The organism is Streptomyces sp. NBC_01217 (assembly GCF_035994185.1).
Lineage (GTDB): Bacteria > Actinomycetota > Actinomycetes > Streptomycetales > Streptomycetaceae > Streptomyces.
The window spans coordinates 3,747,139-3,770,209 of record NZ_CP108538.1 but is presented as its reverse complement, the minus strand read 5'-3'; the positions used below and the strand labels follow the sequence as shown (position 1 = coordinate 3,770,209).

Here is a 23,071-nt window from a genome sequence, read left to right as displayed (position 1 = left end):
GGCGGAGCCGGTCACCCGCCTCGCCGCGCCATCGGCGTCAGGACATCCGTCAGCACGGCAACGCGAAAAGGAGAAGCCCCATGACCGACGGCACAGCGCGCACAGCGGGGGACCGGGTGATCGCGGGGCGCTACCGTCTTCTCTCCGTCCTGGGAGAGGGCGGCATGGGCACCGTGTGGCAGGCCGAGGACGACGTACTGCACCGCGAGGTCGCGCTCAAGGCGATACGCGCCCCCGCCGGACTCCCCACGGGGATGGTCGAGCGGCTCTACACCCGCCTTGAGCGCGAAGCCCGGGCCGCGGCCCGTATCTCGAACCCCAACGCTGTGACCGTCCACGACGTCGTCATCCACGACGGCCGCCCCTGGATCGTCATGGAGCTGATCCGGGGCGTGGCGCTCTCCGACCTCCTGAACGCCGAGGGCCCCCTGCCCCCGCGACGCGCCGCGCAAGTGGGCGCCGAGGTTCTCGCCGCCCTGCGCGCCGCGCACGCGGCCGGGGTCCTGCACCGCGACGTCAAGCCGGGCAACGTCCTCATGGCGAACGACGGCCGTGTCGTCCTGACCGACTTCGGCATCGCCATGGTCGAGGGCACTTCCAAACTGACCCTGGCAGGCGAGGTGGTCGGCTCGCCGGAATTCCTCGCCCCGGAGCGGGCCCTGGGGCAGAGCGCGCGGCCCGAGTCCGACCTGTGGTCCCTCGGAGTGCTGCTGTACGCGGCGGTCGAGGGAAATTCGCCCTTCCAGCGGAACACCCCGCTGGGCACCGTACGGGCCGTCGTCGAACAGGAACTGCCGCCGCCCCGCCGCGCGGACGCGCTGGCACCGGTGATCGAGGGGCTGCTGCGCAAGGACCCGGCCCAGCGGCTGGACGCCACGCGGGCCGCTCAGGAACTGCGCGTCATCGCGGCAGGCGGTCCCTCGCAGCGGCGCCCGCCCGCAGCGTCCTCCTACGCGCCGACACCCCCACGCAACCTCCGCGCCGCGGCCTTCCTGATCGCCGGCCTGCTCGCCCTCGCTCTCGCCCTGGCCGGACTGACGTACGCCCTGCTCAATGGCGGCAGCGCAGGCAGCGCAGGCAGCGCAGGCAGCACGGGCAGCGCAGGCGGCACGGACGGCACGGGCAGCGCAGTCAGCGCGGGCAGTGGTCCGATCGCTCCGACGGGTGTCCGGGCCACCGGCGCAGTGGCGGTGTTCTTACCGACCGGTGACGTGCCGCGCCGGAACCCGGTCATGTGACTCCGGGCGGCCTAGCGTGGGCGCCATGCGCGTACTGGTCACCGGCGGAGCCGGGTTCATCGGGTCGGAGATCGTCCGTGCCCTCGCATCTGCCGGGCACCGGGCCGTCGTGTTCGACGCCCTGCTGCCCTCGGTGCACGGTGCGCAGGCGCCCCCTGCGGACGCCGACGCCGAGCGGAGAATCATCGCGGACGTACGCGATCGCGCGGCGGTGGACGGGGCGTTGCGGGGCATCGACGCCGTGTGTCATCAGGCGGCGATGGTCGGCCTGGGCACCGACTTCGCCGACGCGCCCGAGTACGTCGGGTGCAACGATCTCGGGACAGCGGTGCTGCTTGCCGCGATGGCCGACGCGGGTGTGCGGCGTCTGGTGCTGGCCGGATCGATGGTGGTCTACGGCGAGGGGCGCTACGACTGTCCGCGCCACGGCACGGTCCGGCCGGGGCCGAGGGCGGCGGCCGACCTGGACGCGGGGCGGTTCGAGCCGCACTGTCCGCGCTGCGGTGCGGAGTTGGCGTCCGGTCTGGTCGCCGAGGACGCGCCCACGGACCCGCGCAATGTGTACGCGGCCACCAAGCTCGCCCAGGAACACCTCACCGCGGCCTGGGCGCGCGCGGCGGGTGGGTCGGCGGTGTCGCTGCGCTACCACAATGTGTACGGGCCGGGGATGCCGCGAGACACCCCGTACGCCGGTGTCGCGTCCTTCTTCCGCTCGGCTCTGGCACGTGGAGAGGCTCCCCGGGTCTTCGAGGACGGTTGCCAGCGGCGGGATTTCGTCCACGTACGGGATGTGGCGGCCGCGAACGTGCTGGCGCTGGAGGCCGTCCAGGAGTACGAGCCGGGCGGGTTCGACGCTTACAACACGGGGAGCGGGGAACCGCACACCATCGGCGAGATGGCCTCGGCGCTGGCCTCGGCACACGGTGGTCCCGCTCCGGAGATCACCGGCGAGTACCGGCTCGGTGACGTACGCCATGTCACGGCGGACTCGCAGCGACTGCGCGACGAGCTGGGCTGGAAACCGAAGGAAGGGTTCGCCGAGGGAATGGCGGAGTTCGCGACCGCCCCGTTGAGGGGGATGCGCCCGAACGCCGACGCCCAAAGGCCCTGAGGAGTGTTCGAGCCGGATTGCCGTCCACCGTGCTCAACGCGCAGAGCGCCGGTGCCCGACCGGTGCCAGGGGGAGTGTGACCTCGAAGCAGCAGCCGCCGGCCACGTTACGGACGCCCGCGCGGCCCTCGTGCGCCTCGACGATGCCGCGGACGATGGCGAGTCCGAGGCCCGCGCCTGCCGGGGGCGTCCGGGCATGACTGCCGCGCCAGCCGGTGTCGAAGACCCTGGGCAGATCCTCCTCGGGGATGCCCCCGCAGCCGTCCGTCACCGAGAGCACCACCGTGTCGTCGCTGCGCTGCGCTGCCACGGCGACGGTTCCGTCGGCGGGCGTGCGGCGGATCGCGTTGATCAGGAGGTTGCCCAGGACCCGGCTCATCTCCTTGCTGTCGACGTCCACCGGAAGGGCGTCGACACGGCTCCCGACCAGCCGCACACCGTGCTCGCGGGCCAGCGGATCGGCGCCCGCGAGAGCGTCGCCGACCAGGTCGTGGACGGAGGTGCGGGAGGGCGTCAGGGTGAGCGATCCGGCGTGGATACGTGAGAGTTCGAAGAGGTCGCCGACCATGTCGTTCATGCGCTCCACCTCGGTGCGGATCTGCCGCAGATAGCGCCCGGTGTCGGTGGCCATGCCGTCCTCCAGCGCCTCCGACATGGCCCGCAGCCCGGCCAGCGGGGTCCGCAGATCGTGCGAGATCCAGGCGACGAGCTCGCGCCGCGATGCCTCCAGCGTGCGCTCCCGAGCGCGGGAGCTGTCGAGCTTGGCGCTGGTGGCGGCCAGTTCCTCCGCCAGGGAGGCCAGTTCGGCCGTCGTCTGTTCCACGGGGGCGGCGAATGTGCCGCCTTCGCCGAACGAGCGGGCCGCGAGCGTCAGTTCGCGGCTTCTGGCGGCTACCCAGCGGCCCAGGAGCATCGCGGTGACGAGCGACACCACCGCGGCCATGGCGACGACGGTGGTGACGACGGTCAGATCGTGCGGTGACAGGAACATCGCCCAGGCGACCGCGAGGGTTCCGGCGAGCATCGCGGTGACGGCGACAGCGGCGACGACGGTCAGCGACACGACGAGCGAACGGTGCCGGAAGAGCCGCAGGACGAGCGCACCGAGCAGTCCGGCCACGGCGGCGCCCAGGAACGCGAAGAGTGCGATGAGGAGTATGTCGGTCACGCCGGCTCCGTATCGGTCGTCGCACCCCGGTGCTCGTCCGGGGCCGGGTCCAGGCGGTAGCCGACACCCCACACCGTCTGGATCACCTGCGGACGGGCCGGGTCCGTCTCGACCTTCCCGCGCAGCCGCCGCACATGGACCGTCACCGTCGACAGGTCGCCGAAGTCCCAGCCCCAGACCTGCCGCATCAGTTCCTCCCGGGTGAATACCCGGCCGGGGTGGCGCAGCAGGAACGCGAGCAGATCGAACTCCCGCAGGGTCAGGGTCAGTTCACGGCCGCGACGCGTCGCCCGGCGGGCCGTCGGGTCGAGGTGCAGTCCGGCGCCCCGCAGCGGGGCCCGGGGAGCGTCCGCGGTGGTGGCAGCGGCGCGGCTGCGGCGCAGCACCGAGTCGACGCGCAGCACGAGCTCGCGCGGGCTGAACGGCTTGGTGACGTAGTCGTCCGCGCCCGTCTCCAGGCCCAGGATGCGGTCGTCCTCGTCGCCGCGCGCCGTCAGCATGATGACCGGTACGGAACTGTGGGCGCGGATGCGACGGCAGACCTCGAACCCGTCCATGCCCGGCAGCATCAGATCGAGGACGACCAGGTCCGGCCGGCGCCCGGCGAAGCGCTCCAGCGCCGCCGGGCCGTCCTCCGCCCGCTCGACGTCGTACCCGGCCCGGTCCAGGTAGCTGACGACGACCTCTGCGACCGTCGGATCGTCGTCGACGACGAGGACGTGACTGTGTACGGGGGCGGGCGATGAGGCGGTACCTGGGCCTGGGCGGTCCGGGATGTTCTGCATCTCACCACCCTGGCACGCATATGAGGCGGCCGGACCGCCGGTTTGCCGCCCCCGGGCCGACGTCCATATTTCGTAAGAAAATGGAGCCCGGAATGTCGGTTTCCGCTCCGTAGGGTGAGCGGCGTGACCGATTCCCCTCCGGCGGGCCTGTCGTCCGCCGATCTTCCTGCCCCGACCGCCGATGTGGTCCTGCCCTGCCTGGACGAGGCCGCGGCCCTGCCCGGGGTGCTGGGCGCCGTCCCGGACGGCTGGCGCGCGATCGTCGTCGACAACGGGTCCACCGACGGCTCGGCGGAGCTGGCCCGCTCGCTCGGTGCGACCGTCGTGCACGAGCCGCGGCGCGGCTTCGGCGCCGCCTGCCATGCCGGACTGCTCGCCGCGGAGGCGGAGTTCGTCTGCTTCTGCGACTGCGACGGCTCCCTCGACCCGGCCCTGCTCCCCGCCTTCGTACGCCGGATCGCCGAGGGGGAGACCGATCTGCTGCTCGGCCGTCGCCGCCCCCGGGGCCGCGGTGCCTGGCCGCTGCACGCCCGGGCCGGCAATCTCGCGCTGGCCCGGATGCTGCACCGCCGCACCGGTCTGCGGCTGCACGACCTCGGCCCGATGCGCGCCGGGCGGCGGACGGATCTACTGGTGCTCGGCATCGCCGACCGGCGCAGCGGCTATCCGCTGGAGATGGTGGTCCGCGCGGCCGACGCCGGGCTGCGGGTCACGGAGACCGATGTCCCGTATCTCCCCCGTACGGGGAGGTCGAAGGTCACCGGTACGTGGCGGGGCACCTGGCAGGCGGTGCGCGACATGCGTGCGGTGCTGCTGCGGCCACCGGCCGGGACGGTGCCGGGGGCTGCGCGCCAGGGGGTCCGGCGGTGAGCGCCCCGGCCGGGCCGACCACCCTGCTGGTCATCGCGAAGGAGCCGCTGCCGGGCCGGGTCAAGACCCGGCTCACCCCGCCGTTCACGCCTGCCCAGGCCGCCCGGCTCGCCGAGGCGGCGCTCGGCGACACCCTGCGGACCGTGTGCGCCCTGCCCGCCCGGCGCCGCGCCGTCGTTCTGGACGGCCGGCCGGGACCATGGCTGCCGGCCGGTATCGAGGTGCTGCCGCAGAGCACCGGCCGCCTCGACGAGCGGCTCGCCGCGGCGTTCGCCGCCGTCACCGGCCCGACGCTTCTCATCGGCATGGATACGCCGCAGGTCACCGCCGCCCATCTGGCCGCCGCGCTCGGTCCGGCCGCCTGGGACGGCTGCGACGCCTGGTTCGGGCCGGCCGACGACGGCGGCTTCTGGGCGCTGGGCCTGGCCGTCCCCGCCCCGGAACTCCTGCGGGGCGTGCCCATGTCCGTACCCGAGACCGGCGCGGTTCAGCGCAGACGTCTGGTCGATGCCGGGCTGACCGTGCGTGACCTGCCACGGCTGCGTGACGTGGACACCGCGCAGGACGCCACAGCCGTCGCCGCCGCCGCGCCGGACGGCGGCTTCGCCGCAACCTTGGCCCGGCTGACCGGACCGGAGGCGCGGTGAGCACGGCTTCCCGCCGCAGCCGGCTCGGCACCGCGACCCCGGCCGCGGATCGTGATGCCGCGTCCTGGGGCATCGACCCGTATGCCAACGCGTTGCGCAACGGTCATGGGCCGCTCTTCCTCCGGCGCACCGATGGCTGGCTGCTGCCCCTGGACGTCGAGCGCTGGTGCGCGGATGCCGATGCCGCTGATCTGTCGGCGCTGCGTCGTTGCGAAGGGCCCGTCCTGGACATCGGCTGCGGGCCCGGGCGGCTGGTCGTCGAGCTGTCCGTCCGCGGCCATCGCGCGCTGGGCATCGACATCAGCGAGACGGCCGTCGCCCGCACTCTCCGGCTCGGTGGTGCGGCGCTGCACCGTTCTGTCTTCGACCCGCTGCCGGGCGAGAGCCGCTGGGGAACCGCCCTGCTCCTCGACGGCAACATCGGCATCGGCGGGAACCCGCGCCGCCTGCTGCGCCGCACGGCCGACCTGCTCTACCCGGGCGGTCTGCTCATCGCCGAGACGACACCGCAGGACATCGACGAGCGACTCCAGGTCCGGTTGGACGACGGACGCGGGCACGGATACGGACGCGGACACGGCACAAGGAACGTCGGCGCAGGCGCGGTCGAGCCCGCGGACGGCTCGGCATTTCCCTGGGCCCGGCTCGGCACACCTGCCCTGCTGCGGTACGCGCAGCCGTACGGATGGCAGTCCGTCGATCAGTGGGAGGCCGGCGGCCGGTGCTTCGTGTCCCTGCGCCGCAGCCGTACGGCCCTGGCCACGAGCAGGAGCGCCGACGCCCCGAACAGCACGGCCGTGATCAGTAGCCAGTTCCCCAGGAACACATCGAGAGACAGCCCGCTGTAGGGCTCGTAGCGCACCGCCCACCGGGTGATCAGCGGGAGCCACATCAGCAGGAGCAGGCCGGAGAGGAAGGCCGGGACGCGGATGTGGTTGATCAGCCCGGAGCGGGGCCCGAGCGACCGGCGTACGGCCAGGTCCGCCGACGCGTACAGCGGAAGCAGCACCAGGTCGTGCAGGAGGGCCGAGCCGACGAACCACAGCACCACCGCGAACGTCTCGCCCTCCAGCAGCCGCATGCCCGCATAGCCCGCCAGGGCGAACGTGGCGGCCAGCAGGAGGAGATGCAGCGGCCCTTCCCCGTACCAACGGCGCAGGAACATCCGAGGACTCACCCTGTTCACAGCTCTCCAAAGGCCAGCCGGGCCACCCATTTGGTGTTGAGCACACCGGGAGCGGCCGGGACGATGATCCGTGCGGGGTATCCGTGGTCGAGCGACAGTTCCTCGCCGTTGACCTCCAGGGCCAGCAGTGAACGCGGGTCGCGCACCTGGTTGTCGCGGAGCGCCGCCCTGCGGAACGCCCCACTGCGCTGGAGGGACTCAACCAGCACTCCCGGCGGCCGGTCCGGATACCCCGCGAGCGCCGCCAGATCCCGCAGCCGTACTCCTCGCCACCACTGGTCCGAGGTCGCCCAGCCCTCCACACAGGCGATGGGCAGCGCCGCGCTGTACTGGTCCATGGCCAGCAACTGTTCGCGGCCGAGCCGGAACTCCCCGGCCGGCCCGCTGACGGTGAGCTGCCACCCCTGCCCCGTGTCGGCCGCCGTCACTCCGACCGACGCGGCCGTCTTGTTGATCTGGAAGCCGTTCGGCCCCGGGCCGGGTTCGGCCGCGCCGTGCGGGGTGAGGAGGGCGATCTGCCGCAGTGGCCCGTCGAAGCTCCGGCCCGCCGAGGTGATCAGCAGCAGCAGCGACCCGCTGCCCACCATGGCGAGCGCGCCGCGCCGGGAGATGGTCGGCGCGTGGGGCGCGGGGGCAGCAAGCTCATCCACTTCACCGCGCAGTTCTCCGTTGCGCAGCACCCTTACGGCCCGCGGGAGTTTCAGTCCGATGTGAGCGAGGAACGCGGCGAAGAACACCCACGCCCCGTAGAAGTGCAGCGGATAGAACGACCCCGGAAACACGTACTCCAGCTGGATGTTGAGCAGCCCGGTGATGAACTCGAACAGCGCCCCGCCCACGAGCAGCAGCAGGGACACCCGCTCCAGCGCATGCGCCACCGAACGGGCCGGAGGCAGCGTGAAGAGCTTCGGGATCACCGACCACAGCTTCGCCAGCAGTACGGGGACGAGCGCGATGCCCACCGTGACGTGCAGCCCCTGAGTCAGCCGGTACAGCCAGTGCGGACTCGTCGGCCAGGCGAAGAGATAGAACCCCAGCAGCCCCTTGCCCGGAGTCTTGTCGTTGACCCGTGCGAGATCCGGGTTGTACGCGGCGTACGACAGCAGACCGGTCACGAACAGCAGGGTGAGCCCGGCGAGCAGGACGAGCCCGAGCACCGCCGTGAACCTGACGCCGCGCACCGGACTGCGCCAGAACCCGGGCGAGGAGGGAAGCCGCTCCGCAACGGCCGGGCCCCGACCCGCAACCGTGCCGGAGCGGGGGAAGGGGAAGCCTTTGCCGAAACGTCTGTCGCCCATGTCCCGAAGCTATGCCCGGGACACCCGGCCGGAGCGCGTACGACTCCTGACGAAAGTCTGACGTCACACGCCGGAGCGGCTGGTCGGAGCAAGGACAGGAGCAAGGACAGGAGCAAGACGGGAGCAGGACGGGAGCAGGACGGGAGCAGGACGGGAGCGGGTCCGGAGCAGGACCGGAGCAAGATCTGACGGTTCGGTGACGCGCCCCGGTGGCACCGCGCGCAACGGCCCCTCTGCGCATACCGTGCGTGCGTGAAGACCGAGGAGCGCACAGCACATCCCACCAGGGACGACACCGAGGACCGCACCGGCCGCCGCCTGGACCTGACGGCCGCCGCCGCGGGCGTCCTGCTCGTCACCGCCGCCGTGGTCGTGGGCCGGGCGATCCAGAGCGCCGACCAGAGCCTCTTCGTCCACTGGCCTCCCCTGCTGGCGTCCTGGTACCCGCACATCGGCCCCGGCACCCCGGCCGCCGCGGCCGTCGCGGCGGCCGTCGTCGCGTACGGGCCGCCGCTGGCCGACCGTATCCGCCGGCGGGCGCTGCTCCCGGCGGCCTGGGCGGCATCGCTCGCCTGGGTCCTCTCACTGGCGATGATCGACGGCTGGGGACGGGGCATCGCCGAACGGCTCACCACCAAACATGAATACCTACAGGTCATCGACCGCTTCCACGACATCGGCGCGGCCCTGCACGGCTTCAACGGCCACATCCTGATCGGCCCTGCGGGCAACTGGCCCGCCCATGTCGCCGGTCACCCGCCGGGCGCCACGCTCACCTTCGTCCTCCTCGACCGCATCGGGCTCGGCGGCGGCGCCTGGGCCGGGGTCTGGTGCATCGTGGCCGGCACCTCCGCCGTCCCCGCCGCACTGATCGCGCTCCGCGCCCTGGCCGATGAGCGCCTGGCCCGCCGCGCCGCGCCGTTCCTGGTCCTCGCACCGGTCGCGGTGTGGACGGGCACCTCGGCCGACGCCTACTTCACCGCCGTCGCCGCCTGGTCCGTGGCACTCCTCGCCGTGGCCGCGACCCGGTCGGTCCGTCTCCCCTGTACCGCGGCACTCGCCTCCGGTCTGCTGTACGGCCTGACCTGCTACCTCAGTTACGGCCTGACGCTGATCGCGGTCCTGCTCCTGGCCGTCCTCGTGCTCACCCGCACCGTCCGCCCGCTCCCCTTCGTCCTCCTCGGAGCGCTGGTCGTCCCGGCCGCCTTCACCCTGGCGGGCTACAACTGGTGGGAGGGCTACCGGCTGTTGGTCGAGCGCTACTACCAGGGGGCGGGCGGACTGCGCCCGTACTCCTACTGGGTCTGGGCGAATCTCGCCTGCACCACGATCGCCGCGGGCCTCGCCACGGTCGCCGGACTCCGCCGTGCCGCGGCCGGAGCCCCCGGAGCCGTACGTGCCCTGCGCACCGGTACCGGGGGCCCGGCCCAACGGCTGATCCTGCTCACCCTGGCGGCGCTCCTGGCACTCCTGGTCGCCGACCTGTCCGGGATGAGCAAGGCGGAGACCGAGCGCATCTGGCAGCCCTTCATCCTCTGGCTGCTGCCCGCCGCCGCGCTGCTGCCCACCGGCACCCGGCGCGGCTGGCTGGCAGCTCAGGCCGTCGTCGCCCTGCTCGTCAATCACCTCGTGTGGACCGGGTGGTGAGGAGAGGGCGACCGCGGTTGGCTGTCTTGACGGGGCGCGGGTGCGGGCATAGCGTCGCGAACGTCCTGAGCAAGCGCTTAGAGAGGCCGTTCGTGCCGCACACCGACCCGACCCCCGCCGCCGAGGAAGCTGCCGCCGCGGAGGCCGCCGCCCGTATCGAAGGCGTGCTCACCGGTCCCGGAGCCCCGTTCGCCGTGGTGCGGGCGGAGGACGGGACGCATGCCGGGTCGCTCGTGTACGCGGACGGGCCCAGGACACTCCGTGAGTTCGTGGAGGCCACCTGGGCCTTCGGGGACCGGCCGTTCCTGATCGCGGAAGAGCGCAGCTACTCCTACGCCGAGTTCTTCGCCGCCGCGTCCGCGCTGGCCTGCCGGATGACCGGGACGTACGGGCTGCGCCGGGGCGACCGGGCCGTCGTCGCGATGCGCAACCACCCGGAGTGGCAGATCGCCTTCTGGGCCGCGCAGCTGGCCGGACTGGTCGCCGTACCGCTCAACGCCTGGTGGACCGAGGACGAGTTCACGTACGCGCTGGACGACTCCGGGCCCAGGGTGCTCCTGGTGGACGGCGAGCGGCTGCCCGGGATCGCCGGGTGGGCGGCGAAGAACGGGGCGCGCGTGGTCGTCTTCCACGAGGAGGGGGAGGTGCCCGACGGCGTCGAGCGGTACGAGGACCTGCCCGCGCCCGATCCGCTCGCCGCGCCCCCCGAGGCCGAGATCCGGCCCGAGGACGACGCGACGATCATCTACACCTCCGGCACCACCGGCCGGCCCAAGGGGGCCGTCGCCACCCATCTCGCCCAGGCGGGCGCCGCGCTCAACCCGCGGTACCACGCGGCCGCCTCCGCGCTCGGGCGCGGGATCATCCCCGGGCAGGGGCCCGCCCCGGTGCCGCTGCTGACGTTCCCGTTCTTCCACGTCGCCGCGTTCACCGGCTTCTACGCGGCGATGGCGGCGGGCGGCACCCTCGTCCTGATGCGGAAGTGGGACGCCGAGGAGGCGCTCCGGCTGATCCGTGAGCACCGCGTCACGCACTACGCGGGCGTCCCGGCGACCGCGCTCCAGCTGCTCGCCGCGGCCGAGCACGCGGGCGACGGCCTGGAGAGCCTCCAGATGCTGAACACCGGCGGGGCCGCCGCCCCGCCCGACCTCGTCGCGCGGCTGACCGCCCGCCACGGCGACCGCATCGAGCCCCGCAACGGCTACGGCCTGACCGAGACCAGCGGCGGTGTCCTGGCGAACTTCGGCGCCGAATACCGGCTGCACCCCGGCAGCGTCGGCCGTCCGACACCCACCACCGAGGTGCGGATCGCCGGTCCCGCGGGCGAGGCGCTGCCCGAGGGCGAGGTCGGTGAGCTGTGGCTGCGCGGTCAGTCCCTGGTCCGCGGCTACTGGCGCGACGAGGCGGCGACCGCTCGGGCGTTCACCCGCGGGTGGTTGCGGACCGGTGATCTCGCGGTGGTGCACGGGGGGCTGGTCAGCGTCGTCGACCGGATCAAGGACATGGTGATCCGCGGCGGGGAGAACGTGTACTGCGTGGAGGTCGAGGCGGCGCTGCACGACCACCCGGACGTCGAGGACGCGGCGGTGCTGGGGGTGGCGCACCCGGTCCTGGGCGAGGAGGTCGCCGCCGTCGTCCGGCTGCGGGCCGGTGCCACCGTCACGGCCGAGGAGCTGCGGGCGCACGTCGGGCGGAGCCTGGCCGCGTTCAAGGTCCCGGCCCATGTGCTCGTACGCGAGGAACCGCTGCCCCGGAATCCGACCGGGAAGATCCTCAAGCGGGAGCTGCGCGGGCCTGTCGAGGCCGAGGTGCGGCAGTCGGCCGGCGGCGCGTGACGCGGGTGGCGTCCACGGACCCTGCGGCGATCCGCAGGGTCTGCGGGGAGGGGGAGCGGGTCAGGGGCGAGTGATCCGGACGTGGTAGTTCCCCTTGTCGTCCTTGTCGACCACGGTTATGCGTATCCCGTTGGTCCGGTCGGTGAACGTCCCGCCCTTCTGGTAGGTGGCGTCGGAGAGCTGGGCATGCACATTGGGCAGCCGGGTGCAGCCGCTGCTGTCCTTGGTGCTGTCGGCCACGGACACCGGCTTCTGGCCGGTGTCGACGTCCGAGCTCACCTTGTAGATCAGCACGCCGGGGCGGCAGACCGCATGGTCGTTGCCCGCCTGGGTCCGTACCTCCACGGCGTAGCCGGACTCGCCGCTCAGCGGTACGAACGCCAGCTTCGTGCCGCCCCGGGTGGAGAGCGGTTCGAGTACGTGGTCGCTGGTGCCGGACCCGGAGGCGCAGCTGATCTGCTTGTTGTCCAGCCAGCCGAGCTTCCACTTGTGCCAGCCCAGCAGGTCGTTGTTGGCCCCCCAGTCCTCGGACATGATGTCCCAGTGCCCGACCGAGCCGCCGCCCTCCGTCGTATAGAGGTCGGGAAGGCCGAAGACATGGCCGTTCTCGTGCGGCAGGACGCGGTAGCCGGTCTGCGGGTAGGACCCCGAGCCGTCGTCCTGGCGGCTGTATATGAAGGACATGTTGGAGAGCGCGACACCGTCCGCGTGCAGGGCGTCGTCGTTGCCGGAGAAGGTCACGGACAGGACGGTGTCCAGGGCGGAGGGCCCGGCGTTGGGTGTGACCAGGATGTTGACCAGGTCGTACCTGCCGAAGTCGATCTTCGGGTCGGCCGTGGCGACTATGTCCTGGACGAGGTGGCGGTAGCCCGGTTCGTACGGCGATCCGCGGTCTATCCCGTACTCCGAGAACGGCAGTGGCATCCGCAGCCAGGACTTCAGGGGGGCGTCGGGGATGTAGGTGAGCCGTCCGTACGAACCGGTCCGGAACCAGTTCGTGGTCTGCGGGAAGAATTCGGCGTACCGGTCCATCGCCGGCTCGGTGCCCGGTGCGTCCGGGAAGTCGACCATCAGGTTGAGGGCGTGGACCTTGCCCGTGGAGCGGGCGTAGCCCGTCGGTGTCGGCATGCCCTCCGACATCTGTACGCCCATGGCCGCCGGTATCCGGCACGGGGCGATGCCCGCCGAACGGGCCTCGGCGGTGGGGCCGGCCGAGGCCCGGCTGGGTATCGGGAGACTGCTGCTGGCCGTGGCCATGGTGGTGACGACCAGGGCCGTTGCGGAGACGAGCGCGACCGGGTGGCGGTGCTTGCGTATCCGGCGGCGGGATTTCTGCATAGAGGCGCCTCGGGGTCCGCGGCAGTCGGCCGGCCCTGACTGCGCTCTGCGGATCAGCCTGTGGCGGGTGATGCGGCACCGCTCGTTGAGTGCGCCGATCGGCTGGTTTTCCCGTTCCGGGGATGTGCTTCAGGTCACATTGTGCTGGGAAATAACCGGGGATCCCTTCCCCGTTTGAACCTGTGTCCCCGCCGAAACGGGGAGACGGTCCCCGGTTACGGGAAAGTATCGTCAATGAGAACGAAGAGCGTCGTCACGGCGAAGAGTGAAGAGCGTCGTGACGAGGACCGGAAGAGTCGGAAGGCAGGGGCACTCGTCGTGGATACCGTCACCCGCACCGCCAGCGCGGCCGCGCAGCCCAGGACGACCCGTCCGCGGGCCGATGCACTGCGCAACCGGGAGCGGATCGTGGCGGCGGCGCGCGAGATGTTCGTCGAGTTCGGGCCGGATGTGCCGCTCGACGAGGTGGCCCGCCGTGCCGGTGTCGGCAATGCCACGCTCTACCGGAATTTCCCCGACCGGGCCGCGCTGACGCACGAGGTCGTGCTCGCGGTCACCTCCCGCACCACCGACCGCGCCGAAGAGGCGACGGCCGGGGAAACCGATCCCTTCGCCGCGCTCAGCCGCTTCGTGCACGCGGCGGCCGACGAACGGATCGGTGCGCTGTGCCCGATGCTGGCCGGCGGCTTCGACAAGTCCCATCCCGATCTGCTCGCCGAGCGCCGGCGCCTCGAAGAGGCCGTCGAAGGGCTCGTGTCGCGCGCCATGTCCGCGGGGCGCCTGCGTACCGACATCGCCGTCGGTGACGTCATGGTCGCCCTCTTCCAGCTCACCCGGCCCCTGCCCGGCACCGGCTGCCTGGCCATCGACCGGTTCACCCACCGCCATCTACAGCTGTTCCTGGACGGACTGGAGGCTCCGGCCCGGTCCCGACTGCCCGGAACGGCTGCGACCCTGGAGGATCTGCGGCGACGGCCATGACTCCCGCGCCGGGCGCCTGAACCAGGCGCCCGGGGGCGCGCCCGCCACGCCTTGACCATCCCTTTCCTTGCATCGCAGACCACATCGCACACCACGACGCGGACCGCATCGCAGACCACATTGCGCACCGCGTTTCCCTTTGCCGACTGTCGCCCCGCCGACCGTCGTCGACCGACTGCCCGTTCACCGACCTTCCGGTTCATGACTTCGCGCGCCCACGCGCGTCCTTAGGTGGATACATCCATGTCAAAAACAGCTGATATCCGACTTCCGGACCCCAGCCGCTGGAAAGCGCTGGCGTTCATCGCCCTCGCGCAGCTGATGGTCGTGCTCGACGCCACGATCGTGAACATCGCGCTGCCGCACGCCCAGACGGCCCTGGGCATATCCGACGCCAACAAGCAGTGGGTCATCACGGCCTATGCCCTCGCCTTCGGCGGACTGCTGCTCTTCGGCGGCCGGATCGCCGACCTCTGGGGCCGCAAGCGGACCTTCGTCGTCGGCCTGATCGGCTTCGCGCTGGCCTCCGCGCTCGGTGGCGCGGCGCAGAACCAGGGCATGCTCTTCGGCTCCCGGGCACTCCAGGGTGTCTTCGGCGCGCTGCTCGCCCCGGCGGCCCTGTCGCTGCTCGCCGTGATGTTCACCGATGCCAAGGAGCGCGCCAAGGCGTTCGGCATCTACGGTGCGATCGCCGGTGGCGGTGGCGCCGTCGGCCTGATCCTCGGCGGCTTCCTCACCCAGGCGCTGAACTGGCGCTGGACGTTCTTCGTCAACATCCCGTTCGCCATCGTCGCGGCCGCGGGCGCGTACTTCGTGATCCGTGAGCCGTCCGGCAGCCGCAACCGCTCGTCGCTCGACATCCCGGGCGTCGTCCTGTCCGCGCTGGGTCTGGTCTCGCTGGTGTACGGATTCACCCGCGCCGAGTCCTCCGGCTGGTCGGACGCGGTGACCATCGGCATGTTCGTCGCATCCGGTGTGCTGCTCCTGGCGTTCGTGCTGACCGAGGCCCGGGTCAAGTCGCCGCTGCTGCCGCTGCGGGTCGTGCTGGACCGCAACCGCGGTGGTGTCTACCTCTCGCTGGGTCTGGCCATCATCGCGATGTTCGGGCTGTTCCTCTTCCTGACGTACTACCTGCAGGTCGTGAGGGGCTACTCGCCGATCAGGACGGGCTTCGCCTTCCTCCCGATGATCGCGGGCATGATCACCGGCTCGACGCAGATCGGTGCCCGGCTGATGACCCGGGTCCCGGCGCGCAGGCTCATGGGCCCCGGCTTCCTGGCCGCCGCCATCGGCATGCTGCTGCTGACGCAGCTGGAGATCGACTCCTCGTACACCGCGCTCATCCTGCCCGCACAGCTCCTGCTGGGGCTGGGCATGGGTACGGCGTTCATGCCGGCCATGTCGCTGGCCACGCACGGCGTCGAGCCGAGGGACTCGGGTGTCGCCTCCGCGATGGTCAACACCTCGCAGCAGGTGGGCGGCGCGATCGGTACAGCGCTGCTGAACACCATCGCCGCCTCCGCCGCGACGGCGTACGCCACCTCGCACGCCGCACTCGGCGCCTCCGACCCGGAGCTGCTGAAGCTCCAGTCGATGGTGCACGGCTTCACCGGCGCCATCTGGTGGGCCGTCGGCATCCTGGTGGTGGCCTCCGCGATCGCGGTGACCTTCATCAACGCCGGGCGCCCCTCCGCGACCATCACCGGAGCCTCCGGTTCGGGTGACGCGGACGGTGCCGAGGAGTTCAAGGTCCCGGTCGTCGCTCACTGACGTGGGTCGCGCGACGCGCGAAGTGAAGTGAACGCGGCTCTGCCCCGGTTCCGTTCGACGGAACCGGGGCAGAGCCGTTTCGGTATATGGAGTGCGGCGTGTCGCTCAGCGCAGCCAGGGCAGGTCCGCGTCCGTGCCCTCCGGCTGCAGTCCGGTGGCGACGGCCTGCATGATCTCGCCGAGCGAGCGCACCTGCTCGGGTGTGAGCCGGTCGAACATCGCCTGGCGTACGGCGCTGACATGACCCGGCGCGGACCGGCGGAGCATCTCGTAGCCCTCGTCGGTGAGGACCGCGTTCTGGCCGCGCTTGTCGGACGGGCAGTCCTCGCGGCGCACCCAGCCGTTCTTCTCCAGCCGCGCGACGGCGTGCGAGAGCCGGGAGCGGGTGATCTTGGCGTCCTTGGCGAGCTCGGTCATCCGCTTCTGGCGGCGCGGCGCCCGGGAGAGCTGGACGAGCAGTCCGTAGTAGATGTGCGGCATCCCGGCATCGCGCTGCAACTGGCGGTCGAGGTGGTCCTCCATGAGCGTGGTGGCGTGGAGATACGCACTCCAGACGCCCTGCTCTTCGTCGGAGAGCCAGCGGGGCTCGCCGGGTGGTGCCGTGGTCATGTACTCCACTGTACGACCTTTTCTTGAAAGTTTAACTAGACAGGGCTAAGGTCTGCGGTAGCAGAAGCTTGAAGATTAAAGAAATCTTCTTTCTCGAAGACTCAAAGCTCAAAGACTCAAAGAGAAGACTTACCTCGATCAGCAGCGGATGGGGAGTGTCATGACAGTCACCGCGGAGCGCATGCCCGCCCTCTATCTCTCCCACGGCGCACCGCCGCTGGCGGACGACCCGGTCTGGCCCGGCGAACTGGCCGCCTGGTCCGCCCAGTTGCCCCGCCCCCGCGCGATCCTGATGGTCTCCGCCCACTGGGAGGAGGCCCCGCTCGCCCTCGGCGCCACGCAGGCGGTCCCGCTCGTCTACGACTTCTGGGGTTTCCCGGAGCACTACTACCAGGTGCAGTACGCCGCCCCGGGCGCGCCCGCGCTGGCGGAGAACGTACGCAAGCTGCTGCGCGGCGCCGGTACACCGGTCCAGGACATCCCGGACCGCGGGCTCGACCACGGGGCGTACGTCCCGCTGGTGGAGATGTTCCCCGGCGCCGACATCCCCGTACTCCAGATCTCCATGCCCACGCTGGACCCGCAGAAGCTGATGGACATCGGACGCAGGCTCGCACCGCTGCGCGACGAGGGCGTCCTGATCGTCGGCAGCGGCTTCTTCACCCACAACCTGGCCGCCCTGCGGCATGCGGGCGGCGGCACGCCCGGCTGGTCGGCGGAGTTCGACGACTGGGGGAACCGGGCGCTGCGGGCGCAGGACATCGACGCCCTGCTCGACTTCGAGCACAAGTCCCCGGCGGGCCGGCTGGCCCACCCGCGCACCGAGCACTTCGCGCCGCTCTTCGTGACGCTCGGCGCCTCGGAGAACGAACTGGACCGGGGGCGCAGTGTCATCGACGGGTTCTGGATGGGGCTCGCGAAGCGTTCGGTGCAGTTCGGCTGAGAGCGTCGGCGAGGCCGGGTGCATGGGCCGGCTGTCACAGGACCGGCGGGTTCAGCTCGATCGAGCGGAGAGCGGCGGCGAGGGCCGTCGTATCGCCGACGTCCAGCGCGGTGTCGGTGAACTTGATGGTGTGATCGTCGCCGTGCGCCGCCGCCCGGGCGAAGAGCTCCCCGGCGGACGCGGACGCCGGTGTGTACGGGGCCAGCCCGGCCGGACTGTACGCGGCGGTGACCGCCGCGCTCGCCGCCCAGGCGGCGTGCAGGCTCGCCACCCACAGGGCGCGGGGGAGCGCGGGCAGCGTACGCAGCACGGCATTGGGCGCGGTCGCGGCGTGCACCAGCATGATCGGTTCGCCGTGGCCGTGCGTGGCATAGCGGTGGGTCGCGGCCCGCACCAGCTCCTCCAGCCCGGCCCGTGCCTCGTCCGGGTCGTCGGTGAACCGCTGCGGCCACACGGGGAACGCGGTGAGCTGCGCCAACCGGTCCCGGATGCCGCCGCTCTGCTCGGGCACCGGCGGTACGGCGTCCAGCGCGGCCGCGGCGCTCGGCGCGGGCGGGAGCGGGGCCAGGGCGCGCAGTGGCTGGTGGCGGGCGGCCCAGTAGCCGAGGCCGTGGGCGAGCTCGGCGATCCGGGGCGCGCTCGCCTCACCGGCGAGCAGGGTGCGCACGGAGTGGCCGACCCGGATCACGGGGTGGGTGGCGCCCGCCGCGATGCCGGGCAGCAGCCGCGGCCACCACTCGGTCAGCACGTCCCGCCAGGGGCGCTCGGCCGTCTCCCGCTCGAAGTGCGCCGTCCAGTCCGCGATCCGGCGCGGGTCGCCCAGGGCCTCGCGCCAGTTCTCCGCGGTCACCCGGGACGCGGTGGCCGGCATGTCCTCCAGCTTGTGGCTGTAGTGGTCGAGCCATCGGTGGACGGCCGGTGCCTGACCGTGCCGGACCAGCGCCTCTACGGCCATCGGGCCGTGATTGCTCAGCCAGCCGTTCCGTTCGGGGCCCGCGGTGTGGAGGCGCTCCAGTGCCTCGTCGAGCGTGCCCGTGGTGTCGGGGGCGGCCTCTTTCGTCGTGTCGTCCATACGGAGGCACGCTAGGCGCGGCGCCCGGGGTGCGTAACGGGCCGTGGACCTAGGACGCGGCGGGGCCGGGCCCTAGGACTGTGGTCCCAGCGGCCTCTCGTACCAGGCCACGTCCCAGTACGTGCCGAACTTCCGGCCCACCTCGGCGTACGTACCGACATGGCGGAAACCGAAGCGCTCGTGCAGCCGGACCGAGGCGTCGTTGGGCTGGGTGATGCCCGCGTACGCGCGGTGCACGTCCTCGCCCGCCAGCGCCTCGAACAGGGACGAGTACAGGAGCGTGCCGATGCCGCGGCCGGTGGCCGACGGGGCGCAGTACACGCTCACCTCGACCGAGGTCGCGTACGCCGCCTTGGGGCGGAAAGCGCTGCTGGTGGCATATCCCAGAACCGAGGCCGGGCCGACAATGCGGACATCCTGAGCAACCAGAAGACGGTGCGGGCCGTCTTCAGGATGGGAACGAAGCCACGGCAGCCGCTGTTCGAGTGAGAAGGGAGCCGTATCGAAGGTGAGCGCGGTCTCACGCACGTAATGGTTGTAGATGTCCGTGAGCGCCACCAAATCATCTTCGACGCCCGGCCTGACCTGCACTTCTGTCTGGGTGCTCGGCATGTGCACTCCCTTCGCGGCCGAACAGGGTACTGCATGATCGCGAAATCAATGCCAGGCATGGGAATTCTGTCCGGATTCCAGTCGTTGTTTCCATCGGATGCAGGGCACCCGGGAAGGGTGTCGCGACCTACTCAGCAAGGGAGCACGCATGGCAACCCGTGCCGTCGCCCGTCGTTCGTCCGCCTCCGGCGGGACCAACCGGGCAAGCAGCGTTCGCGCCTCGGGCGGGGAGATCGCCGATCGCGACCTGGTCGGCATGTACCTGGACGAGATCGCGCGTACGCCACTGCTCGATGCCGCAAAGGAGGTCGAGCTGTCGCAGACCATCGAGGCGGGTGTTTACGCGCGACAGATACTCGACGGCGCGGTGGAGAGCGAAGCCGGTGGAGCGACGCGAGAAGAGCTGGAGGCGCTGGTCGCCGAGGGCGAGCGCGCCAAGGACATATTCATCCGTTCCAACCTCCGACTCGTCGTTGCCGTCGCCCGGCGCTATCCGCGGGCAGGGCTGCCCCTGCTCGACCTGATCCAGGAGGGCAACGCCGGCTTGGTGCGCGCGGTCGAGAAGTTCGACTACGCCAAGGGCTTCAAGTTCTCCACGTATGCGACGTGGTGGATCCGTCAGGCCATCACCCGATCCATAGCCGACCAGTCCCGTACGATCCGGCTCCCCGTCCACCTGGTGGAGGAGCTCGGCCGGATCCGCAGGGTGCAGCGCGAATTCAACCGCGAGCACGGGCGCGAGCCGGAGCACGCGGAGATAGCCGCCGAGCTGGACACCACGCCGCAGCGCGTGGGCGACGTCCTGGACTGGGCCCGTGACCCGGTCAGTCTCAACATGTCCGTGGACGACGAGGGCGACACGCAGTTCGGCGATCTGCTGGAGGACACCTCCGCGGTGTCGCCCGAGCAGTCGGTGATGACGCTGCTGCGCAGCGAGGAGCTGGAGGACCTGATCGGCAAGCTCGACAACCGCACCGCGTCGATCATCCGCATGCGGTACGGCATCGAGGACGGCCGTGAGCGGACCCTCACCGAGGTGGGCAAGCAGCACGGGCTGACCCGTGAGCGGATTCGCCAGATCGAGAAGCACGCGCTGCTCGAACTGAAGCGAATGGCCCACGACACGGGTTTTGACGCTGCGGCGTGAGCCCTCGTCCAGTATCCTCCGAAATAGGTCGCTTCGTGCGACCCCTGAGCTGAGTCCCGGCGCCCACCCCCCCTGGCGCCGGGGCTCATTCTTTTCTGCGTGCTGCGTGCTGCGTGCTGCGCTCTCAGTGGGCCGTCGCGCGGGTCAGCCGGGCCCCCAGATCGCCCAGGTACTCCACCAGCTGCGGCGGCTCGTGCGCGGTGAACTCGCAGTCCACCAGCGCCAGCCGGAGCGCCACCCACTCCAGCGAGTCCGCCAGCACCGCCCGCAGCCGGCAGCCGTTCTCGCCGGTCCGCTCCAACGGCCGGAACGAGGCCGGCAGCCGCGCGGACACATAGTCCGCCGGCGCCGCGAAGCTCACATCGACCGCCAGCTCCGGCTGCCGCCGGGCGATGGAGCGGCCGAGGAACGCCGCCGCGTCACCCGTCGGAAGCTCGCGCGGCGTGAACCGGACCCCGGTCGCCAACGGCTCGCTGACCCGGTCGACCCGGAACGTACGCCAGTCCTCGCGCTCCAGGTCGTATGCGACGAGATACCAGCGCCACCCCGTGCTCACCAGCCGGTACGGCTCGGCCTGCCGCTTCGTCTCGGCGCCGTCCCCCGCGCGGTAGGCGAACCGCAGCCGCTCCCGGCCGGTGACCGCCGCGGCCATCACTGTCAGCGTGTGCGGATCGATCGTCGAGCCGTCGCCGCGGGTCAGCGGCATCGTGGCGTTCTGCAGCGTCGAGACCCGGTGCCGCAGCCGCGACGGCAGCACCTGCTCCAGCTTCGCCAGAGCCCGCACGGAGGCCTCGTCGACGCCCTCGATGGCATGCCCCGCGCCCGCCCGCAGGCCCACCGCGATGGCCACCGCCTCCTCGTCGTCGAGGAGCAGAGGCGGCATCGCCGCGCCCGCGACGAGGCGGTAGCCGCCGACCGATCCGCGCGAGGCCTCCACCGGATAGCCGAGCTCGCGGAGCCGGTCGATGTCGCGGCGGATCGTGCGCGGGCTGACACTGAGCCGTTCGGCGAGTTCGCTGCCGGGCCACTCGCGGGGCGTCTGGAGGAGCGACAGCAGATTCAGCAGCCGTGCCGGGGTGTCGGTCATGGGCTCGGCCTCCTTGCCGGGGTGTCCGTCATCTCACCAGGGTGCGCCCCCATTGGGTCATGATCTGACCTAATGGCCGTTTAGCTTCCTTCCATGACTTCTTCCACATCTCTGCCGTCCACGGCATCCGGGCCCACGGTGTCCTCGGACCCGTCGGACCGGCGACGCTGGTTCGCGCTCGCCATCGTGATGACCGCGGCCTTCATGGACCTGGTCGACGTCACGATCGTCAACATCGCCATACCGAGCATCAAGAGCGACACCGGTGCCTCGTTCAGCTCGATCCAGTGGATCACCGCCGGGTATGCCCTGGCCTTCGCCGCCGGTCTGATCACGGGCGGCCGGCTGGGCGACATCTACGGCCGCAAGCGGCTCTTCCTCATCGGCATCGGCGGCTTCACGCTGGCCTCCGCGCTCTGCGGCTTCGCCGCGAACCCGGAGATGCTGGTCGCCTCCCGCATCCTCCAGGGCGGCACCGCCGCGCTGATGGTTCCGCAGGTGCTGTCGATCGTGCACGCCACCTTCCCGGCGCACGAGCGTGGCAAGGTCTTCGGCCTCTTCGGCGCGATAGTCGGTCTCGGTGCCGTCTCCGGACCGCTGCTGGGCGCGCTGCTCACCGAGTGGAACATCGCCGGTCTCGAATGGCGCCCGATCTTCCTGATCAACCTCCCGGTCGGCATCGCGGGCCTGATCCTGGGAGCCAGGTTCATCACCGAGTCCAAGGCCCCGAAGGCGCTCCGGCTCGACCTGGTCGGCGTCGCGCTGGTGACGCTGGGGCTGCTGATGCTGATCTACCCGCTGACCCGTGGGCGCGAGCTGGACTGGCCGCTGTGGGGCCACCTGTCGATGGCGGGCAGCCTGCTGGTCCTCCTGGTCCTGGTGCTGTTCGAGCGGGCGAAGGCGCGCAAGGACGGTTCGCCGCTGATCGAGCTGTCGCTGTTCCGGGTCAAGAGCTTCGCGGCGGGCATCGCCGTGCAGCTGACCTTCGGCATCGGCCTCGGCATCTTCTTCCTGGTCTGGACGCTGTACATGCAGATGGGCCTCGGCTGGAGCGCGCTGCGGGCCGGCCTGACCGGCGTCCCGTTCTCGATCGCCGTCTCGTTCGCCGCGGGTATCTCCGTACAGAAGCTGGTGCCCCGCTTCGGCCGCAAGGTCCTTCAGGCGGGCGCGCTGCTGATGGTCGTCGGCCTGCTGCTCTACATCTGGGAGTCCGACCGGTACGGCATGGGCATCACGTCCTGGCAGATGGTGCCGCCGCTGGTGCTCATGGGCCTCGGCATGGGGCTGATCGTGGCCCCGCTGACGGACGTGGTGCTGTCCGAGGTGCCGAAGGAGCACTCCGGCTCGGCCTCCGGCCTGATCAACACCGTGCAGCAGATGGGCAATGCGCTCGGGCTCGGACTGGTCGCGGTCGTCTTCTTCGGCTCGATCGGGGACCGGCTGACGCCCCAGCAGGTGGGCCCGGCGTTCGCGGAGGCGTTCCAGAACTCGCTGTGGTGGGTGGCGGGGGTGCTCGCGGTGATCTTCCTGGTGATGTTCGCGCTGCCCGCGCAGCCGCGGCAGCACGTGGAGGGCAGCGGCGAGGGGGCGGACGCCGTGGACGAGCCCGAACTCGGCAAGGAGCCCGCGCTGACGCCGTGACGTTCTGAAGTGCTGACGTTCTGAAGTGCGAAGGTGCCCGCGCCCCTTGGGGTGCGGGCACCTTCGTGTGTGCGGGCGCGGGCGCGG

At 71.4% G+C, this 23,071-nt stretch carries 19 protein-coding genes and 1 pseudogene; 12 read left to right on the top strand and 8 right to left on the bottom strand.

What is annotated here, in order from left to right; all coding sequences use genetic code 11:
• Positions 1 to 80 precede the first annotated feature (80 nt).
• Both OG507_RS16515 and OG507_RS16510 read left to right on the top strand, forming a co-directional pair.
• A pseudogene (locus tag OG507_RS16515) lies at positions 81 to 1,151 on the top strand (serine/threonine-protein kinase); the annotation flags it as partial.
• Positions 1,152 to 1,263: 112 nt separating this feature from the next.
• Positions 1,264 to 2,349 (top strand): NAD-dependent epimerase/dehydratase family protein, encoded by a 1,086-nt coding sequence (locus tag OG507_RS16510; protein ID WP_327367958.1) that lies wholly within the window; start codon positions 1,264 to 1,266, stop codon positions 2,347 to 2,349.
• Between the two features lie 33 nt (positions 2,350 to 2,382).
• Here the strand turns inward: OG507_RS16510 and OG507_RS16505 are convergent, their stop codons facing one another.
• Together OG507_RS16505 and OG507_RS16500 are read right to left on the bottom strand one after the other, a co-directional pair.
• On the bottom strand, positions 2,383 to 3,516 hold the full coding sequence (locus tag OG507_RS16505) for a sensor histidine kinase (RefSeq protein ID WP_327367957.1): 1,134 nt from the start codon (positions 3,514 to 3,516) through the stop codon (positions 2,383 to 2,385).
• The gene (locus OG507_RS16500) at positions 3,513 to 4,301 is read right to left on the bottom strand and encodes a response regulator transcription factor (RefSeq protein WP_327367956.1); all 789 of its coding nucleotides are present in this window, start codon (positions 4,299 to 4,301) and stop codon (positions 3,513 to 3,515) included. The genes OG507_RS16505 and OG507_RS16500 overlap by 4 nt, the downstream gene beginning before the upstream one ends.
• Before the next feature lie 123 nt (positions 4,302 to 4,424).
• On the opposite strand from OG507_RS16500, the gene OG507_RS16495 reads away from it, so the two are divergent.
• From OG507_RS16495 to OG507_RS16485, 3 genes are read left to right on the top strand one after another with little or no spacing between them, the layout of a single operon-like run.
• Complete coding sequence (locus tag OG507_RS16495; protein ID WP_327367955.1) at positions 4,425 to 5,171, top strand: glycosyltransferase family 2 protein; 747 nt, start codon at positions 4,425 to 4,427, stop codon at positions 5,169 to 5,171.
• On the top strand, positions 5,168 to 5,818 hold the full coding sequence (locus OG507_RS16490) for a TIGR04282 family arsenosugar biosynthesis glycosyltransferase (protein ID WP_327367954.1): 651 nt from the start codon (positions 5,168 to 5,170) through the stop codon (positions 5,816 to 5,818). The genes OG507_RS16495 and OG507_RS16490 overlap by 4 nt, the downstream gene beginning before the upstream one ends.
• Positions 5,815 to 6,666 (top strand): class I SAM-dependent methyltransferase, encoded by an 852-nt coding sequence (locus OG507_RS16485; RefSeq protein ID WP_442810988.1) that lies wholly within the window; start codon positions 5,815 to 5,817, stop codon positions 6,664 to 6,666. Before OG507_RS16490 ends, OG507_RS16485 begins: the two co-directional genes overlap by 4 nt.
• A gap of 334 nt (positions 6,667 to 7,000) precedes the next feature.
• Here OG507_RS16485 and OG507_RS16480 read toward each other — a convergent pair whose 3' ends face one another.
• The gene (locus OG507_RS16480; RefSeq protein ID WP_327367953.1) at positions 7,001 to 8,302 is read right to left on the bottom strand and encodes a molybdopterin-dependent oxidoreductase; all 1,302 of its coding nucleotides are present in this window, start codon (positions 8,300 to 8,302) and stop codon (positions 7,001 to 7,003) included.
• Positions 8,303 to 8,554: 252 nt separating this feature from the next.
• Between OG507_RS16480 and OG507_RS16475 the strand changes: the two genes are divergently transcribed.
• On the top strand, positions 8,555 to 9,949 hold the full coding sequence (locus tag OG507_RS16475; protein ID WP_327367952.1) for a hypothetical protein: 1,395 nt from the start codon (positions 8,555 to 8,557) through the stop codon (positions 9,947 to 9,949).
• A 92-nt stretch (positions 9,950 to 10,041) separates the two neighbouring features.
• Positions 10,042 to 11,784 (top strand): class I adenylate-forming enzyme family protein, encoded by a 1,743-nt coding sequence (locus OG507_RS16470; protein WP_327367951.1) that lies wholly within the window; start codon positions 10,042 to 10,044, stop codon positions 11,782 to 11,784.
• A 60-nt stretch (positions 11,785 to 11,844) separates the two neighbouring features.
• On the opposite strand, the gene OG507_RS16465 is transcribed toward OG507_RS16470, so the two are convergent.
• Complete coding sequence (locus tag OG507_RS16465; protein WP_327367950.1) at positions 11,845 to 13,122, bottom strand: M6 family metalloprotease domain-containing protein; 1,278 nt, start codon at positions 13,120 to 13,122, stop codon at positions 11,845 to 11,847.
• Positions 13,123 to 13,440: 318 nt separating this feature from the next.
• On the opposite strand from OG507_RS16465, the gene OG507_RS16460 reads away from it, so the two are divergent.
• Positions 13,441 to 14,103 carry a TetR/AcrR family transcriptional regulator gene (locus OG507_RS16460; RefSeq protein WP_327371999.1) on the top strand — a complete coding sequence of 221 codons (663 nt, stop codon included), beginning with the start codon at positions 13,441 to 13,443 and terminating at the stop codon, positions 14,101 to 14,103.
• A 243-nt stretch (positions 14,104 to 14,346) separates the two neighbouring features.
• Positions 14,347 to 15,873, top strand: coding sequence for an MFS transporter (locus OG507_RS16455; RefSeq protein ID WP_327367949.1), 1,527 nt, complete (start codon positions 14,347 to 14,349; stop codon positions 15,871 to 15,873).
• Positions 15,874 to 15,978: 105 nt separating this feature from the next.
• Here OG507_RS16455 and OG507_RS16450 read toward each other — a convergent pair whose 3' ends face one another.
• A complete protein-coding gene (locus tag OG507_RS16450; protein WP_327367948.1) occupies positions 15,979 to 16,491 on the bottom strand; it encodes a MarR family winged helix-turn-helix transcriptional regulator in 513 nt (170 codons plus the stop codon).
• A gap of 151 nt (positions 16,492 to 16,642) precedes the next feature.
• Between OG507_RS16450 and OG507_RS16445 the strand changes: the two genes are divergently transcribed.
• Positions 16,643 to 17,425, top strand: coding sequence for a dioxygenase family protein (locus OG507_RS16445; RefSeq protein ID WP_327367947.1), 783 nt, complete (start codon positions 16,643 to 16,645; stop codon positions 17,423 to 17,425).
• Positions 17,426 to 17,459: 34 nt separating this feature from the next.
• Here the strand turns inward: OG507_RS16445 and OG507_RS16440 are convergent, their stop codons facing one another.
• Both OG507_RS16440 and OG507_RS16435 read right to left on the bottom strand, forming a co-directional pair.
• Positions 17,460 to 18,497 (bottom strand): questin oxidase family protein, encoded by a 1,038-nt coding sequence (locus tag OG507_RS16440; RefSeq protein WP_327367946.1) that lies wholly within the window; start codon positions 18,495 to 18,497, stop codon positions 17,460 to 17,462.
• Between the two features lie 72 nt (positions 18,498 to 18,569).
• Complete coding sequence (locus tag OG507_RS16435; protein WP_327367945.1) at positions 18,570 to 19,109, bottom strand: GNAT family N-acetyltransferase; 540 nt, start codon at positions 19,107 to 19,109, stop codon at positions 18,570 to 18,572.
• Positions 19,110 to 19,257: 148 nt separating this feature from the next.
• Here OG507_RS16435 and OG507_RS16430 point away from each other — a divergent pair, with 148 nt between their 5' ends.
• A complete protein-coding gene (locus OG507_RS16430) occupies positions 19,258 to 20,256 on the top strand; it encodes a sigma-70 family RNA polymerase sigma factor (protein WP_327367944.1) in 999 nt (332 codons plus the stop codon).
• A gap of 124 nt (positions 20,257 to 20,380) precedes the next feature.
• On the opposite strand, the gene OG507_RS16425 is transcribed toward OG507_RS16430, so the two are convergent.
• Positions 20,381 to 21,343 (bottom strand): helix-turn-helix transcriptional regulator, encoded by a 963-nt coding sequence (locus OG507_RS16425; protein ID WP_327367943.1) that lies wholly within the window; start codon positions 21,341 to 21,343, stop codon positions 20,381 to 20,383.
• Between the two features lie 93 nt (positions 21,344 to 21,436).
• On the opposite strand from OG507_RS16425, the gene OG507_RS16420 reads away from it, so the two are divergent.
• Positions 21,437 to 22,984: an MFS transporter gene (locus OG507_RS16420; protein WP_327367942.1), complete on the top strand. Its 1,548-nt coding sequence runs from the start codon at positions 21,437 to 21,439 to the stop codon at positions 22,982 to 22,984.
• The last annotated feature ends 87 nt before the right edge of the window (positions 22,985 to 23,071 follow it).